Annotated in this window: 15 protein-coding genes; 7 read left to right on the top strand and 8 right to left on the bottom strand. The window is 72.5% G+C overall.

What is annotated here, in order from left to right; translation table 11 throughout:
• Positions 1 to 174: 174 nt before the first annotated feature.
• Both ACWEFJ_RS06780 and ACWEFJ_RS06785 read right to left on the bottom strand, forming a co-directional pair.
• Positions 175 to 1,305 (bottom strand): OmpA family protein, encoded by a 1,131-nt coding sequence (locus ACWEFJ_RS06780; protein ID WP_449713175.1) that lies wholly within the window; start codon positions 1,303 to 1,305, stop codon positions 175 to 177.
• 64 nt (positions 1,306 to 1,369) lie between these two features.
• A complete protein-coding gene (locus tag ACWEFJ_RS06785; RefSeq protein ID WP_449713263.1) occupies positions 1,370 to 2,638 on the bottom strand; it encodes an acetyl-CoA C-acetyltransferase in 1,269 nt (422 codons plus the stop codon).
• Positions 2,639 to 2,726: 88 nt separating this feature from the next.
• Here ACWEFJ_RS06785 and ACWEFJ_RS06790 point away from each other — a divergent pair, with 88 nt between their 5' ends.
• Positions 2,727 to 4,049, top strand: coding sequence for a 3-oxoacyl-ACP reductase (locus tag ACWEFJ_RS06790; RefSeq protein WP_449713176.1), 1,323 nt, complete (start codon positions 2,727 to 2,729; stop codon positions 4,047 to 4,049).
• Positions 4,049 to 4,849: a MaoC family dehydratase gene (locus ACWEFJ_RS06795; protein WP_449713177.1), complete on the top strand. Its 801-nt coding sequence runs from the start codon at positions 4,049 to 4,051 to the stop codon at positions 4,847 to 4,849. The genes ACWEFJ_RS06790 and ACWEFJ_RS06795 overlap by 1 nt, the downstream gene beginning before the upstream one ends.
• Here the strand turns inward: ACWEFJ_RS06795 and ACWEFJ_RS06800 are convergent.
• On the bottom strand, positions 4,839 to 5,270 hold the full coding sequence (locus ACWEFJ_RS06800; protein WP_378083908.1) for a MarR family winged helix-turn-helix transcriptional regulator: 432 nt from the start codon (positions 5,268 to 5,270) through the stop codon (positions 4,839 to 4,841). The two genes, ACWEFJ_RS06795 and ACWEFJ_RS06800, sit on opposite strands and share 11 nt — an antisense overlap.
• Before the next feature lie 125 nt (positions 5,271 to 5,395).
• On the opposite strand from ACWEFJ_RS06800, the gene ACWEFJ_RS06805 reads away from it, so the two are divergent.
• Positions 5,396 to 6,322 carry an alpha/beta hydrolase gene (locus ACWEFJ_RS06805; protein WP_449713178.1) on the top strand — a complete coding sequence of 309 codons (927 nt, stop codon included), beginning with the start codon at positions 5,396 to 5,398 and terminating at the stop codon, positions 6,320 to 6,322.
• Here the strand turns inward: ACWEFJ_RS06805 and ACWEFJ_RS06810 are convergent.
• A complete protein-coding gene (locus ACWEFJ_RS06810; RefSeq protein WP_449713179.1) occupies positions 6,319 to 7,002 on the bottom strand; it encodes a TetR/AcrR family transcriptional regulator in 684 nt (227 codons plus the stop codon). The genes ACWEFJ_RS06805 and ACWEFJ_RS06810 overlap by 4 nt on opposite strands.
• Before the next feature lie 99 nt (positions 7,003 to 7,101).
• Here ACWEFJ_RS06810 and ACWEFJ_RS06815 point away from each other — a divergent pair, with 99 nt between their 5' ends.
• From ACWEFJ_RS06815 to ACWEFJ_RS06825, 3 genes are all read left to right on the top strand, one after another.
• Positions 7,102 to 7,746 (top strand): SCP2 sterol-binding domain-containing protein, encoded by a 645-nt coding sequence (locus ACWEFJ_RS06815; RefSeq protein ID WP_378083900.1) that lies wholly within the window; start codon positions 7,102 to 7,104, stop codon positions 7,744 to 7,746.
• A 7-nt stretch (positions 7,747 to 7,753) separates the two neighbouring features.
• A complete protein-coding gene (locus ACWEFJ_RS06820; RefSeq protein WP_449713180.1) occupies positions 7,754 to 8,968 on the top strand; it encodes an acyl-CoA dehydrogenase family protein in 1,215 nt (404 codons plus the stop codon).
• Between the two features lie 105 nt (positions 8,969 to 9,073).
• Positions 9,074 to 9,442, top strand: coding sequence for a VOC family protein (locus tag ACWEFJ_RS06825; protein ID WP_449713181.1), 369 nt, complete (start codon positions 9,074 to 9,076; stop codon positions 9,440 to 9,442).
• Here ACWEFJ_RS06825 and ACWEFJ_RS06830 read toward each other — a convergent pair whose 3' ends face one another.
• The 4 genes from ACWEFJ_RS06830 to pdhA all read right to left on the bottom strand — a co-directional run bounded on the left by ACWEFJ_RS06830 (position 9,443) and on the right by pdhA (position 14,083).
• Entirely contained in the window at positions 9,443 to 10,348 is a 906-nt protein-coding gene (locus ACWEFJ_RS06830; protein WP_449713182.1) for a helix-turn-helix domain-containing protein, read from the bottom strand. It lies immediately after the preceding gene.
• Positions 10,349 to 10,456: 108 nt separating this feature from the next.
• Positions 10,457 to 11,851, bottom strand: a complete 1,395-nt coding sequence (locus ACWEFJ_RS06835) for a dihydrolipoamide acetyltransferase family protein (protein WP_449713183.1) — start codon at positions 11,849 to 11,851, stop codon at positions 10,457 to 10,459.
• Positions 11,852 to 11,861: 10 nt separating this feature from the next.
• Positions 11,862 to 12,890, bottom strand: a complete 1,029-nt coding sequence (locus ACWEFJ_RS06840) for an alpha-ketoacid dehydrogenase subunit beta (RefSeq protein ID WP_378083889.1) — start codon at positions 12,888 to 12,890, stop codon at positions 11,862 to 11,864.
• Positions 12,890 to 14,083, bottom strand: a complete 1,194-nt coding sequence (gene pdhA, locus ACWEFJ_RS06845) for a pyruvate dehydrogenase (acetyl-transferring) E1 component subunit alpha (protein ID WP_378083888.1) — start codon at positions 14,081 to 14,083, stop codon at positions 12,890 to 12,892. The genes ACWEFJ_RS06840 and pdhA overlap by 1 nt, the downstream gene beginning before the upstream one ends.
• Positions 14,084 to 14,525: 442 nt before the next feature.
• On the opposite strand from pdhA, the gene ACWEFJ_RS06850 reads away from it, so the two are divergent.
• Positions 14,526 to 15,938 carry a M20/M25/M40 family metallo-hydrolase gene (locus ACWEFJ_RS06850; RefSeq protein WP_449713184.1) on the top strand — a complete coding sequence of 471 codons (1,413 nt, stop codon included), beginning with the start codon at positions 14,526 to 14,528 and terminating at the stop codon, positions 15,936 to 15,938.
• Positions 15,939 to 16,100 lie beyond the last annotated feature (162 nt).

Genomic DNA, 16,100 nt, shown 5'->3' on the forward strand with positions numbered 1-16,100 from the left:
CCTGTGGTTGGTCGAGCTTCTGTGAGAGGAAACCGACCCTACCCAGACGGGGCTGTTGCGCTGCCACCCCAAGATCAACCTTCTGAATAACGCTCTAGGACTCACGCGTTCTGGATGTAGGACACGCGCGTTCTGGATGTAGGACACGCGCGTTCTGGATGTAGGACACGCGGGTCAGCTGCTGGTTTTCGGTTCGACCAGTTCGACCACGACGGAGCGGTTGCGGGCGGCGGCGGCCGGGATCAGGTCGCCGGCGCGGTCGAGGTCCACGGCCAGCGGCGAGGTGAAGCCCGCGCCCACGACCTCGGTGAACGCCGCCCGGCTCACGCCCAGCTCGGTCAGCGCCGACACGACCCGCCGGCCGCGCCGCTGGGTCAGGTCGATCGCGGCCTCCGGCGACGCCGAGCTGGCCGTGCGGGCGATGACCCGCGCGGTGGTGCGGTTGTCGAACTTCCGCGCCACCTCCTCCAGCACCTCGCGCGCGCCCGCCGCGAGTTCGTCGCTGCCCGCCTTGAACAGCACGGAGTTGGGCAGGTGCACCAACGCGTCCTGGTGCACGACCTCGCCGATGTCCACCACCGGCACGTCGGCGCGGCCGATCGACGCGCCGCCGGGCACCGGCTCGGGGTCGTTCGTGCAGCTCTTGGCGCCGAACTTGGCGCAGATGCCGAGCCACAGCTCGACCAGCGCGTCGCGCGCGGCGGGCGGCAGCGGCGGCTGGTCGCCCACCGCCTGGCCGAGCCCGGAGAAGATGACGTCCTTGCCGGTCAGCTCGGGCAGCGCGTCGTCCGGCACCGACGCCACCACCGACGCGATGTCGAAGTCGAGCCCCAGCCGGGTCAGGTCGATCGGGTCGGTCGTCTGCAGCCCGCTGCTCTGCAGCACCAGCACGGCCGGGCCGGCGGCGGTGGCCATGTCCGCGAGCACGGACAGCGGGTCGAGGTCCTCGCTGGTGCCACCCAGCTCGCTGAGCCGGCCGGCGAGCCGGTTCAGGTTCTGCTCGAAGCCCAGCTCGCGCGCCGCCGCGTCGGTCTCCAGGTCGTTGCCGTCGCGGACGGTGAAGTCCTCGTCGGAGTACGCGCTGCCGGAGGCGTCACCCTGCCGGTACACCACGACCCGGGTCACGCCCCGGTCGACGGCTTCGGCCAACCGGTCGACGACCGTCTTGGTGAGCGCGACCCGGGGCTCGTTGGCCGACGCGGTGACGCCGATGCGGACGGTGGTGGCTTCACGAGGCGAATCCCCGCAGGCAGCACAGGACGCCGCCACCAGCACGACTGCGGCGAAGAGCCGTGAGTGGTTCATGCCTAGGAAGCGAAACGGGAACGCGTTGTGTTACCTCTAACACCCGTTCGGAGTAACAAGCGTGCTAACGCTCCACGATCGCCGTAACCCCCTGACCACCCGCCGCACAGATCGAGATGAGCCCCCGGCCCGAGCCGCGCTCCGCCAGCAGCTTCGCCAGCGTCGCCACGATCCGCGCGCCGGTGGCGGCGAACGGGTGCCCGGCGGCCAGCGACGAGCCGTTGACGTTCAGCTTCGACCGGTCGATCGCGCCCAGCGGCGCGTCGAGCCCCAGCCGGCCCTTGCAGAAGTCCGCGTCCTCCCACGCCTTCAACGTCGCCAGCACCTGCGACGCGAACGCCTCGTGGATCTCGTAGAAGTCGAAGTCCTGCAGCGTCAGCCCGGCTCGCGCGAGCATCCGCGGCACCGCGTACGCGGGGGCCATCAGCAGCCCCTCGCCGCCGTGCACGTAGTCGACCGCCGCGGTCTCGGTGAACGTGAGGTAGGCCAGCACGGGCAGGTTCCGCGCCGCCGCCCACTCCTCCGACGCCAGCAGCACGGCCGACGCGCCGTCGCTGAGCGGCGTGGAGTTGCCCGCCGTCATGGTCGCGCCCTCGCCCCGGCCGAACACCGGCTTCAACCGCGCCAGCTTCTCCACCGACGAGTCCGGCCGCAGGTTCTGGTCGCGGGTCAGCCCCAGGTACGGCGTGACCAGGTCGTCGAAGAACCCGCGCTCGTAGGCGGCGGCGAGGTTGCGGTGGCTGGCGGCGGCCAGCTCGTCCTGCTCCTCGCGCCCGATGCCCCACTCGCGGGCGGTGATCGCCGCGTGCTCGCCCATCGACAGGCCGGTGCGCGGCTCGCCGTTGCGCGGGACGTCCGGCACGACGTGCTTGGGCCGCAGCTTCAGCGCCGCCTTGAGCCTCGCGCCCGCGGTGCGGGCCCGGTTGAACTCCAGCAGCACGCCGCGCAGGTCCTCGTTCACGCCGATCGGCGCGTCGCTCGTGGTGTCCACGCCGCCCGCGACGCCGACCTCGATCTGGCCGAGCGCGATCTTGTTCGCCACCGCGATCACGGCCTGCAGGCCGGTGCCGCACGCCTGCTGCACGTCGTACGCGGGCGTTTCGGCGGACAGCCTGCTGCCCAGCACGGCCTCGCGCACCAGGTTGAAGTCGCGGCTGTGCTTGAGCACCGCCCCCGCGACCACCTCGCCGAGCCGTTCGCCCTGCAGGCCGAACCGGCTCACCAGGCCGTCGAGCGTGGCGGTGAGCATGTCCTGGTTCGACGCCGTGGCGTAGGGGCCGTTCGAGCGGGCGAACGGGATGCGGTTGCCGCCGAGGATGGCTACTCGGGCCATGTCGTCCTCCAGGGTGGTGGCCGGGGTCGGGGTCAATGTTAGCTACTCATCAGTAGACTTACTACCGAGTAGGGAGTGTGATGTCCGCATGGATCGATACCAGTCGTTCGCCAGGTCCGGCATCGGGCGGTTCGTCGTCGGCAGGCTCGGCCTGCCCGATCCGCACCCGCTGCGCCGCCACTCGCCCGGCAAGCCCCCGCTCGACGGTCCCGTGCTGCTCGGCGGTGGCGACGGCGGCCGGCTCGCCGACGCCGCGGGCGGGGTGGCGAAGTCGATGGGTCTGGACGTGCTGACCGCCCCGGCCGACGGGGTCCGGTACGGCGCGCTGGTGTTCGACGCGTCCGGCATCGACTCGGTCGAGCGGTTGCGCGAGCTGCACGGGTTCTTCCACCCGGTGATCCGGTCGCTCGCGCCGTGCGGCCGGGTGGTCGTGCTCGGCACACCGCCCGAGCAGGCGGAGTCGCAGGTCGCGCAGCGCGCGCTGGAAGGGTTCACGCGCAGCGTCGGCAAGGAGCTGAAGCGGGGCGCCACGGCCCAGCTGGTGCACGTCGCGCCGGGCGCGGAGGGCGCGGTCGAGTCGACGCTGCGGTTCCTGCTCTCCGGGCGGTCGGCGTACGTGTCCGGCCAGGTGGTGCGCATCGGTCCGGCCGACGTGGCGGCCCCGGCGGACTGGGACCGGCCGCTGGCCGGGAAGGTCGCGCTGGTCACCGGCGCGGCGCGGGGCATCGGCGCGGCGATCGCCGAGGTGCTGGCGCGGGACGGCGCGACCGTCGTGTGCCTGGACGTGCCCGCGCAGGGCGACGAGCTGTCCGCGGTGGCCAACCGGGTGGGCGGGACGGCGCTCCAGCTCGACATCACCGCGGCGGACGCGCCCGCGCGGATCGTGGACCACCTCTCGCAGCGGCACGGCGGCGTGGACGTCGTGGTCCACAACGCGGGCATCACCCGCGACCGCACGCTCGGGCGGATGGACGCCGACCGGTGGGACGCGGTGGTCGCGGTGAACCTCGCCTCGCAGCTGCGGGTCAACGAGGCGCTGCTCGCCGCCGACGCCCTGCGGCCCAACGGCCGGATCGTCGGCGTGTCGTCCATCGCCGGCATCGCCGGGAACGTCGGCCAGACCAACTACGCCACCACCAAGGCGGGCGTGATCGGCATGGTCGACTCCCTGTCGCGGCGGGTCGAGGGCCGCGCCACGGTGAACGCGGTCGCGCCGGGGTTCATCGAGACCAGGATGACGGCCGCGGTGCCGCTGGTCATCCGGGAGGCCGGGCGGCGGATGAACAGCCTGTCCCAGGGCGGCCTGCCGGTGGACGTCGCCGAGGCGATCGCGTGGTTCGCGCACCCGGCGTCGGCCGGGGTGAACGGCAACGTCGTGCGGGTGTGCGGCCAGAGCCTGCTGGGGGCGTGATGGCGAACCTGACCTTCCTCTACGCCAAGGCCGCGCTGACGGGGTTCACCCGGCGCGGCGACGAGCTGCCCGACGCCTCGCTGGACGCCGAGGTGACCGTCGACCCGGAGCACCTCGCCCGGTACGGCCGGGTGTGCGGGTTCGGCGTGCGCGACGAGCTGCCGATCACCTACCCGCACGTGCTGGGCTTCGGGCTCCAGGTCCGGCTGATGACCGGTCCCGGCTTCCCGTTCCCGCTGCCCGGCCTGGTGCACGTCGCCAACCGGATCCGGCAGCACCGGCCGCTGCGCGCCGCCGAACCGCTGTCGCTGCACGTGGCGTTGGCGGACCTGCGGCCGCACGAGCGCGGCCGGCAGTTCGACGTCGTCACGACGGTGTCGGTGGACGGCGAGGAGGTGTGGGTCGATGTGTCGACATATCTGCGCCGGGAGGGCGGGACCGCGAAGGAGCCGTCGCCGCGCGCCGAACCGCCCGCGCCCACGGCCCGGTGGCGGCTGCCCGCCGACCTCGGCCGGCGGTACGCGGACGTGTCCGGCGACCGCAACCCGATCCACCTGCGCAAGCTGACCGCCCGGGCGTTCGGCTTCCCGCGCGCCATCGCGCACGGCATGTGGTCCAAGGCGCGGTGCGTCGCGGCGTTCGAGGGCAGGCTGCCCGACGCCTACGAGGTCGACGTGCGGTTCAAGGCGCCGGTCCTGCTGCCGGGCGCGGTCGACTTCTCGGCCGCGCCGACGGGCGACGGGTGGCGGTTCGCGCTGTGGTCGGACCGGCCGCACGTGGAGGGCGTGATCAGCGGCTGACGTTGTCGGCCAGCGTGCGCAGCAGGGCGCGCAACCGCTCGGTGTCGGCTTCGCCGAGGTTCATCGCCGCGCCCATCGCGGGCGGCACGTCCTTGGCGCGCTCGCGCAGCGCGTCGCCCTCCTCCGTGAGCACGAGCCGGACCGAGCGCTCGTCGTCCGGCCGGCGCTCGCGGCGGATGAGGCCCGCCGCCTCCAGCCGCTTGAGCAGCGGCGACAGCGTGCCGTAGTCGAGCTGGAGCGCGGCGGCGACGTCCTTGACCGGCACCGGGCCGCGTTCCCAGAGCACGAGCAGCACCAGGTACTGCGGGTAGGTGAGGCCGAGGTCGTCCAGCAGCGGCCGGTACCGCGCGGTGACGGCGCGCGAGGCGGCGTAGAGCGCGAAGCAGAGCTGGTCGTCCAGCTCCAGGCTGAAGTCCCGCATGTCCGTCGTCCCTCCACTTGTGACAGGAGCCACGATACACCTGTGCCCATTTAGATTGCGCACGATGTAATCGCGGCCTATGTTTCGTGGTGTCAGGTTCGACCGCACGACCCGAGGAGCCCGAGATGACCGTCCTGGAACCGGCCGCCGCCGCGTTCGCCGCCGCGACCGCCACCCCGCCGTACCTGTTCGACCTCGGCCCGGTCGAGGGCCGCAAGGCGGTGGACGAGGTCCAGTCCGGCGAGGTGGCCAAGCCCGAGGTGGACGAGGAGTGGGTGAGCGTCGGCGAGGTGCCCGTGCGCGTCGTCCGCCCGGCCGGCGCCACCGGCACGCTGCCCGTCGTCCTCTACATCCACGGCGCGGGCTGGGTGTTCGGCAATGCCCGGACGCACGACCGGCTGGTCCGCGAGCTGGCCGTCGGCGCGGGCGCGGCCGTGGTCTTCCCCGACTACAGCCTCTCGCCCGAGGCCCGCTACCCGGTCGCGCTGGAGGAGAGCTACGCCGTCGCGCGCTGGATCACCACCGAGGGCGCCGCGCACGGGCTGGACGCGTCGCGCCTGGCCGTGGCGGGCGACTCGGTCGGCGGCAACCTGTCCGCGGCGCTGACCCTGCTCGCCAAGCGGCGCGGTGACGTGGTGTTCCGGCAGCAGGTGCTGTTCTACCCGGTGACGGACGCGTCGTTCGACACGCCGTCGTACCACGAGTTCGCCGAGGGGTACTTCCTGCGGCGCGACGGCATGCAGTGGTTCTGGGACCAGTACACGACCGACGAGGCGCAGCGGGCGGAGATCACCGCGTCACCGCTGCGGGCGTCGCTGGAGGAGCTGGCCGGGCTGCCGCCGGCGCTGGTGATCACCGCCGAGGCCGACGTGCTGCGCGACGAGGGCGAGGCGTACGCGAACAAGCTGCGCGAGGCCGGCGTGCCCGTGACCGCGGTGCGCTACCAGGGCGTGATCCACGACTTCGTGATGCTCAACGCGTTGCGCGGGACCCCCGCCGCCGAAGCCGCCATCAACCAGGCGGCGGCCGTGCTGAAGGGCGCGCTGGCCTAGGCGCTGCCGTCCGCGACGGACCGCCGCGACGGCGGGTGCCACACGTCGCCCGCCACGAGGTCCCCGAACCCCATCCAGACCAGGTTCATGAGCCGGGCGGCGACGACGCCGGCCGGCTCCTCGGGGTTGTCGAGCCACCAGTCGGCCAGCGACTCGCCCGCCCCGACCAGGGCTGCGGCCAGCGACTCGGCCTCCTTGTCGCCCGCCCGCGGCACGTTGGCGAAGTCCGACGAGTGCACGAGCAGGGCCGCCACCAGGCTGATCGCCCGGCCGCGCATGTCCGCCAGCTCCTCCGCGAACGGCCCGCCCTGCGAGGACGCCTGCCGGTGCAGCACCTGCCAGCTCGCCCGGTTCTCCCCGACGAACCCGAAGAACGCCCGCAGGCCGCTCCACAGCTGGACGTCCGGCGGCTCCTCGGCCTCGACGCCGTGGGCGATCGCCTCCATCATCCGGGTCGCCTCGCGGCGGATGCAGGTGGCGAACAGCTCCTCCTTGGAACCCAGGTAGGCGTACAGCATGGGCTTGGAGATGCCGGCGACCTCGGAGATCTCGTCCATCGACGCGGCGTGGAACCCCAAGCGCGAGAAGACGTCGACCGCGGCGTCCATGATCTGCCGCTCGCGCACCGCGCGTGGCAGCCTCTTGGCCCGACCCGACCGAACCGGTTGCTCTGCGTGCATCGCACCCCCTGGATGGCTGCGACAAGATTACTCCGCGCCCCTTGCCGCCTTACCTACTCGCCAGTAGATTTACCTGCCAGTAGGTAGCGGAGGTGCCACATGACCATCGACCTCACCACCGAGGCGATCGCGAAGCTCAGCCCGCGGGAGCTGATCTCAACGCTCAGGCAGGTCGACCCGGGCGACCCGGCGCTCGCGGGCGTCGACATCGACGTCATCGCGCGCGGGATCGACCCGAAGAAGCTCGGCGAGGACGAGTTCGCCGACCTGCTGGACGCCTTGGGGGCGCTGGCCGACGGCGGCGCGGACCTCGACCTGGCGAGGATGGACGCGCAGAACTTCGCGCGGATCATCTCGCGGGCGTCCAAGGGCCAGATCGACGCCGTGACGTCCCGGCCGGGGCTGCGCGCACGCGTGCTGGACGAGGTGTTCCGGCGGATGGAGGTCCACTTCCGCGCCGACCGCGCGGGCGCCACGCGCGCCGTCGTGCACTTCCACCTGACCGGCGGGACGCCGGACGACGACGTGTACGAGGTGATCATCGAGAACGCCGAGTGCGCGATCAACAAGGGCGCGACCCGTGACCCCCGGGCCACGGTGACGTTGGGACCGGTGGAGTTCCTGAAGCTCGCCACCGGCAACGCGTCGGCCCCGGTGCTGTTCATGACCGGCAAGCTCAAGGTCAAGGGCGACCTCGGCTTCGCGGCGGGGTTCATGAGCCTGTTCAACATTCCGAAGGCGTGAGGGGACCATGGGCGGTTTTTCGCTGGAGCTGAACGAGGACCAGGTCGACCTGCGCGAGTGGGTGCACGGCTTCGCGAAGGACGTGATCCGGCCCGCCGCGGCGGAGTGGGACGAGCGCGAGGAGACGCCGTGGCCGGTGATCCAGGAGGCCGCCAAGATCGGCCTGTACGGGTTCGAGTCGCTGGCCACGTGGTTCGCCGACCCGATCGGGCTGTCGCTGCCCATCGCCACCGAGGAGCTGTTCTGGGGTGACGCCGGCATCGCGCTGGCCCTGATGGGCACCGGGCTGGCGGCGGCGGGGATCTTCGCCTCCGGCGAGCCCGAGCAGCTGGCGGAGTGGGTGCCCGAGTGCTTCGGCACCGAGGACGACCCGAAGCTGGCCGCGTTCTGCGCGTCCGAGCCGCAGGCCGGGTCCGACGTGGCCGGTTACCGGACGCGGGCGGTGTACGACGAGGCCGCCGACGAGTGGGTGCTCAACGGGCAGAAGGCGTGGGCGACCAACGGCGGGATCGCCAACGTGCACGTCGTGACGGCGGTCGTGGACCCGGCGCTGGGCGCGCGCGGCCAGGCGGGCTTCGTCGTGCCGCCCGGCACGCGCGGGCTGTCGTCGCCGGGGAAGATCAAGAAGCACGGGATGCGCGCCTCGCACACGGCCGACGTGTTCCTGGACGACGTGCGCGTGCCCGGCCGGTGCCTGCTGGGCGGCAGGGAGCGGTTGGAGGCCAGGCTGGCGCGGGCCCGGGAGGGGCAGAAGGCCGGCGGCCAGGCGGCGATGGCCACGTTCGAGACGACCCGGCCGACCGTCGGCGCGATGGCGGTGGGCGTCGCGCGTGCGGCGTACGAGTACGCGCTGGAGTACGCGAAGGACCGCGAGGCGTTCGGCCGGAAGATCATCGAGAACCAGTCGATCGCGTTCGACCTGGCGAACATGCGGATGGAGATCGACGCGGCCCGGCTGCTGGTCTGGCGGGCGGCCTGGATGGGCCGCAACCAGGTCCCGTTCACGGCGGGCGAGGGGTCGATGTCGAAGCTCAAGGCGGGCGAGGTGTCCGTGTGGGCGACGGAGCGCGCGATCCACATCCTGGGCGGGGCGGGGTACACGCGCGAGCACCCGGTGGAGCGCATGCACCGCGACGCGAAGATCTTCACCATCTTCGAGGGGACGTCGGAGATCCAGCGACTGGTCGTGTCGCGGGCCATCTCGGGGATGCAGATCAAGTGAGTTGATCTCCCCGGGCCGCCGTCGGGCCGCCCGGGAAGTGGGCGGGGTCTCCGGACGCGGGAGACCCCGCCCGCCGTCGTCCCGGCGCGTGGGTAGGTTCGGGGCATGGTGGGGATGTTGCAGTGCGTCGTGCTCGACTGCCCCGAACCGCGGGCGCTCGCCTGGTTCTACCGGGGACTCCTCGGTGGTGAGGTCGACCGGCCCGATCGGCGGTGGAGCGTGGACGAGGACTGGTCCACGTTGCACACGGAGTCGGTGGTGCTCGGGTTCCAGCGGGTGCGGGAGTACGTCGCGCCGGAGTGGCCCGATCCGCGCAAGCCGCAGCAGTTCCACCTGGACATCGGGGTGGAGGACCTCGGCGTGGCCAAGGCCGAGGTCCTCAGGTCGGGCGGGCGGTTGTTGGACGACTCCCGCGAGGTGTGGTGGGTGTTCGCCGATCCGGCGGGTCACCCGTTCTGCCTGGTCCGGGAGTAGTCAGCGGCTCGCTTCGACCAGCCACGCCCGTTCGGCGATGGTGTCGGGCACCTGCGTCTCCCAGCCGTTGACCTTGGCGATCAGCTGCCAGTAGCGCTCGGCCCTCGGGTCGCCGAACTCCTCCAGCCGGCGGGACAGCTCGGGGCCCACCGGCACGTCCATCGCGGACGACCACTTCTCGTTGATCCGGGCCACGACGGCGGCCGCCCCGGGCGAGCGCGGGTCGACGCCCGCGTCCAGCGCCTCGCGCGCCTGCGCGATCGCGTACTGGAACGCCTCCAGCTGCGCCGGCGAGCTCGGCGACAGGTCCGCGCCCTGCGCCCGCATCTCCTGGTGCCTCTCCGACATCCGCCGGATCGACGCCCGGAAGTCCGGGTCGCGCACCAGGTTCGCCAGCTCGATCCACGCCTCCAGCTGCTCCGCCGTCGGGTCGTCCGGCAGCTCGACCCGGACCGACCTCATCCGCTGCTCGAACGTCGGCTCCAGGTCGAGCCCGCCGAACACCTCCTCGAAGAAGTCGTCCAGGATCGCCTGCCGCTCCTCCTCGGACAGCCGCGCCAGTTCGTGCACCATCTCCACCTCCCCGTTCCGCGCCACGACCCGCAGCACGGCCCGGCGCAACCGGAGCGTGCGCATCTGCGCGTCGATGGCTTCCGCGTGAGTCCGCGCCACCTCGGCGACGGACACCTCCCGTGCCAGCACCCGCTGCGCGGTGGGCAGGTCCACGCCCAGGTCGCGCAGGGTCCGCACGAGCTTGAGCCGCGCCAGCCCGTCGACGTCGTAGGTGCGGAACCCGCCCGCCGTGCGCCCCGCCACGGGGATCACGCCGGTGTCGGAGTAGAACCGGATCGTCCGCGTGGACAGCCCGGTCATCCGCGCTAGTTCGCCGATCGAGTAGTGCGTCACGGGGACCACCTTGGACTTTCCAGCCGCTGGAACTTCCAGCGATTTAACGCGACGGGGCCGGCGCCCGAGGTGGACGCCGGCCCTGTCGCGTTCAGCGGAACGGGTGGATCAGTAGGTCATCGCCACGCCGGGGTCGGCGAGGAGCGCGCCCACGTCGGCCAGGAACTGCGAGCCCTGCTGGCCGTCGACCACGCGGTGGTCGAAGCTGAGCGAGAGCTGGCACACCTTGCGCGGCACGACCTGGCCGTCCACCACCCACGGCATGTCCCGGATCGCGCCCAGGGCCAGGATGGCCGACTCGCCGGGGTTGATGATCGGGGTGCCGGTGTCGACGCCGAAGACGCCGACGTTGGTGATGGTGATGGTGCCGTTCACCATGTCCGCGGGCGGCGTCTTGCCCTCGCGGGCGGTCGTGGCGAGCGACTCCAGGGCCACGGCCAGCTCGCGCAGCGACATCCGGTCGGCGTCGCGGACCTTCGGCACCACCAGGCCGCGCGGCGTGGCGGCGGCGATGCCCAGGTGCACGTAGTCCTTGTAGACGATCTCCTGCGCCGCCTCGTCCCACGTCGCGTTGACGTCGGGCGTGCGGCGGACGGCCAGGGTGACCGCCTTGGCCGCGAACGCGAGCGGGGTGAGCTTGACGCCCCGGAACTCCGGCCGGTCCTTCAACCGGGCACGCAGCTCCATCATCGGGGTCACGTCGACGGCCAGGAACTCCGTGACGTGCGGCGCGGTGAACGCGCTGTCCACCATCGCCTGCGCGGTCGCCCTGCGGACGCCCTTGATCGGCACGCGCCGCTCCCGGGCGCCCCGGTCCGCGGCGGCCGGCGCGGCGGGCGCGGGCGCGACGGCCTGCTCGACGTCCTCCCGCGTGATCACGCCACCCGGGCCGGAGCCCGCCAGCGCGCGCAGGTCGACGCCCAGGTCCTTGGCCAGCTTGCGCACCGGCGGCTTGGCCAGCGGCACGTAACCGCCCGGGGCCACCGGTTCCGCGACCACCGGGGCGGGCGCGGGCTTGGGCGCGGCCGGCGGAGGCGGAGGCGGAGGCGGAGGCGGAGGCGGGGTGACCGCCGGGGTGGCGGCGACCGGCACGGGCGCGTCCTTGCGGGGACGGCGCTTGGCCGAACCCGCCCGCGGGCCGTAGCCGACCAGCGTGGCGATCCGGCCGCCCGGCATCTCCTCGCCGATCTTGCCGTTGGACCCGGCCGACGCCGGAGCCGAACCCGCGACCGGCGCCGGCGCGGGCGCCGCGCCGGACGGGTCCACGTCGATGGTGATGATCGGGACGCCCACCTCGACCGTCTGGCCCACCTCGGCCAGCAGCTCGGTCACCACGCCGTCCCACGGGCACGGCAGCTCGACGGCCGCCTTGGCCGTCTCGATCTCGACGATGATCTGGTTGACCTTCACCGCGTCGCCCGGCTTGACGTGCCAGGTGAGGATCTCGGCCTCGGTCAGCCCCTCCGCCGTGTCGGGCATGGCGAACTGCTTGTACTGCGGCACAGTTCTCCCCCTACCAGGCCAGCGAGCGGTCGACGGCGTGCAGCACCCGGTCGAGGTCGGGGAGGAACTCCTCCTCCAGCTTCGACGGCGGGTACGGGGTGTCGAACCCGGTCACCCGCAGCACCGGCGCCTGCAGCGAGTAGAAGCACTCCTGCTGCACCTTCGCCGCGATCTCGCTGGAGATGGAGGACTCGCTCGGCGCCTCGGTCACCACGACCAGGCGGCCCGTGCGCCGCACCGACTCGTACACCGGCGCGAGGTCGAGCGGGGACAGCGTGCGCAGGTCGATGACCTCCAGCGAACGCCCCTCCTCCTCGGCCGCCGCGGCGGCGTCGAGCGACGTGCGCACCATCGGCCCGTAGGCCACCACCGTGACGTCGGTGCCCGCGCGCAGCGTCCGCGACTCGAACAGCGGTCCGGGCGCGGCGGTCGTGTCGACCTGGCCCTTCTCGTAGTAGCGCCGCTTCGGCTCGAAGAACAGCACCGGGTCGTCGCAGTCGATGGCCTGCTGGATCATCCAGTAGGCGTCGGCCGGGTTCGAGCACGACACGACCTTGAGGCCGGCGGTGTGCGCGAAGTACGACTCGGGCGACTCGGAGTGGTGCTCGACCGCGCCGATGCCGCCGCCGAACGGCACCCGGATCACCATGGGGACCTTGATCCGGCCCTGGGTGCGGAAGTGCAGCTTGGCGACCTGGGACACGATCTGGTCGAAGCCGGGGAAGATGAAGCCCTCGAACTGGATCTCGCACACCGGCCGGTAGCCGCGGATCGCGAGGCCGACGGCGGTGCCGATGATGCCGGACTCGGCCAGCGGGGTGTCCAGCACGCGCTGCTCGCCGAAGTCCTTCTGCAGGCCGTCGGTGATCCGGAAGACGCCGCCGAGCTTGCCGACGTCCTCGCCCATCACGATGACCTTGGGGTTGGCCTCCATCGCCGCGCGCAGCCCGTTGTTCAACGCCTTCGCGATGGTCAACGTCTGCACCGCGGGCGCGCCGGTGCTGTCGGCGGTGGGGCGGTCCATCGTCGGAGCGGCCATCAGTGCTCACCTCCCGCGAACCCGGCGTGGTAGGCCAGGAACTCGTCGCGTTGCGCCTCCAGGACGGGGTTGCCCTCGGCGTAGACCTCGCTGAAGATCCGACCGGGCGGCGGGTCGGGCAGGTTGACGCAGTAGTCGCGCAGCTCGATCGCGATCTGCTCGGCCTCGGCCTCGATCGACTCGAAGAACGCCTGGTCGGCCCACTGCTGCTTGACCAGGTGCACCTTGACCCGCTCGATCGGGTCCTTGAGCTTCCACAGCTCCAGCTCGTCGGACAGCCGGTAGCGCGACGGGTCGTCGGAGGTGGTGTGCGCGTCCATCCGGTAGGTGAACGCCTCGATCAGGATCGGGCCGTTGCCCTGGCGGCACTCCTCCAGCGCCCAGCGGGTGACGGCGAGCGTGGCCAGCACGTCGTTGCCGTCGACCCGGATGCCGGGGAAGCCGTAGCCGCGGGCCCGCTGGTACAGCGGGAGGCGGGACTGGCGCTCGGTCGGCTCGGAGATGGCCCACTGGTTGTTCTGGCAGAAGAAGACCAGCGGCGCGTCGTACACCGCGGCCCACACGAAGCCCTCGTGCACGTCGCCCTGGCTGGTCGCGCCGTCGCCGAAGAAGCAGATGGTGGCCTCGCCGTCGGAGTCGCCGACCTTGCCGTCGAACTTCTGCCCCATGGCGTACCCGGCGGCGTTGAGCACCTGGTTGCCGATGACGATCGTGTAGGGGTGGAAGCGGTGCTCGACCGGGTCCCACGTGCCGTTGTCGGTGCCGCGGAAGATGCCGAGCAGGTCGGTCGGCTTGATCCCGCGCGTCCACGCGATGCCGTGCTCCCGGTAGCTGGGGAACGCCATGTCCTCCGGCCGCAGCGCCCGGCCCGCGCCGATCTGGGCGGCCTCCTGGCCGAGCAGCGGCACCCAGATGCCCAGCTCGCCCTTGCGCTGCAGCGCGTTCGCCTCGCGGTCGACCCGCCGGACCAGGACCATGTCGCGGTACAACCCGCGCAGCTCCTCGGCCGTGATGTCGATGTCGAAATCCGGGTGCCGGACGCGCTCGCCCTCGGGGGTGAGCAGCTGCACCAGGTCGGCGCCGCCCTCGTCTGTCGCTCGCAAGCCTGCGATCACCTGTTCAGCCGTCGGTTTGGCAGCAGTGGCCGGCGCGGCATCCGGCCCTGGGTGCGTCCATTTCTCGGGGGACGACATGCGCCTTGTCTCCTCGTCTACGAGGCCGCCCGGTCGCTTGTGGCGATCCTGCGCGGCTGCACCGCCAGTCGCCGTCGCCCCCGGGGTGTGGGGGTCGGGCAACCGTCGGCGCTGACGGTGTTCTCATCCACATCCTGACATGGCCTCACTCGACATGGTGAGCCCCGTCCCACTTCGTAATCTCCGGTACAGCGGTCTGACGTGCGGGAACGGTAGGACGGCCAATCTTCGGCCGTCCGAGTAGAACGTTCGGTGGTCGAACACCCGTGTCCCGGTTACCGATCGTTAACCACGATGCGTGCCGTTCCGGACACGCCGCGTCCGCCGCGAACCGCCACGTAGGCACCCTCGCGGTGGATGGACTACCGACCTTCGGCCGGACCGACCATTTCCACGACGCGAAACCGGCCCCGGGCCGGTGCGCCGTGACAGGATTCGGCACGTGGACCGTTCAGCGCTGACCCGTACCGTTCGCGGGCTCTGGGACGACGAAATCCTCCCGAGCCTGTCCGCCTTGGTCGCGGTGCCCGCGATCTCCCCGATCTTCGACCCGGCGTGGGCCGAGCACGGCCACCTGGCCGCCGCGGTGGAGCACGTGCGCGCCTGGCTCGCCGACCGCGACCTGCCGGGCGCGCGGGTCGAGGTCGTCCAACTGCCCGACCGCACCCCCGTGCTGCTGGTGGACGTGCCCGGCACGGCGGAGACGTCCGACACCGTGCTGCTGTACGGCCACCTGGACAAGCAGCCGCCGGTCGGCGGCTGGGGCGAGGGCCTCGGGCCGTGGACGCCGGTCGTGCGCGACGGCCGGCTGTACGGGCGCGGCGCGGCCGACGACGGCTACTCGGGGTACGCGGCGATCGCCGCGATCGAGGGCGTCCGGCGGGCGGGCGGCGCGCACGCGCGCTGCGTCGTGCTGCTGGAGACCGGCGAGGAGTCCGGCAGCCCGGACCTGCCCGCGTACCTGGACCACCTGCGGCCGCGGCTCGGCGACGTGTCGCTCGTGGTGTGCCTGGACTCGGGCGGCAACGACTACGACCGGATGTGGCTGACCACGTCGCTGCGCGGGTTGGCGCAGGTCACGGTCACCGTCCGGGTGCTGGAGAGCGGCCTGCACTCGGGCATGGCGAGCGGGATCGTGCCGTCGTCGTTCCGGATCGCCCGGCAGCTCCTCGACCGGTTGGAGGACTCCGCGACCGGCGAGGTGCTGGTGCGCGAGATGCACGTGGACATCCCGGCGGACCGGGTGGCGGAGGTGCGCGAAGCGGTGTCCGCCGCGCCCGGCGTGCTGGTCGACAGCGTGCCGTGGGCCGCGGGGACCCGGCCGGTGACCGGAGAAGAGGTGGAGCTGGCCCTCAACGCCGGGTGGCGGCCCACGCTGTCGGTGACCGGCGCGTCCGGGCTGCCCGAGCCGGACGACGCGGGCAACGTGCTGCGGCCGTTCACCACGCTCGTGCTGAGCTTCCGCCTGCCGCCGACGGCCGACTCCAAGGCGTCCATCGAGGCCGTGCAGCGGGCGCTGACGACGGACGTTCCCTACGGGGCGACCGTGGAGCTGTCCCGCATCGAGTTCGCGGACGGGTGGAACGCGCCGGCGCTCGCGCCGTGGCTGCGCGCGACCCTGGACCGGGTCGGCGAGGAGGTGTTCGACGCGCCGTGGCGGACGGTGGCGCTCGGCGGCTCGATCCCGTTCATGGCGCTGCTGCACGAGGCGTACCCGCAGGCGCAGTTCCTGGTCACGGGCGCGGTCGGGCCGGACTCGAACTGCCACGTGCCGGACGAGTGGCTGCACCTGGGGCACGCGGCCCGGATCACCGAGGCGGTGGCCGTGGTGCTGGACGCGCACGCCCGCCGTTAGGGGCAGCCGTCGGGCCGAACCGGGACGACCCGCGCCCGACCCCCGGGGCTCCGCTACTGCGGACAGGGGATCGTCACGCCCGTCCGGGTGCTGCCGAACGGTCCGTGATCGGCCGTTCGGCAGCGCCCGGTGAGCGCCGTTCAGACCACCGGGCGAGCCTTG

This window comes from Actinosynnema sp. NPDC004786, assembly GCF_053601135.1.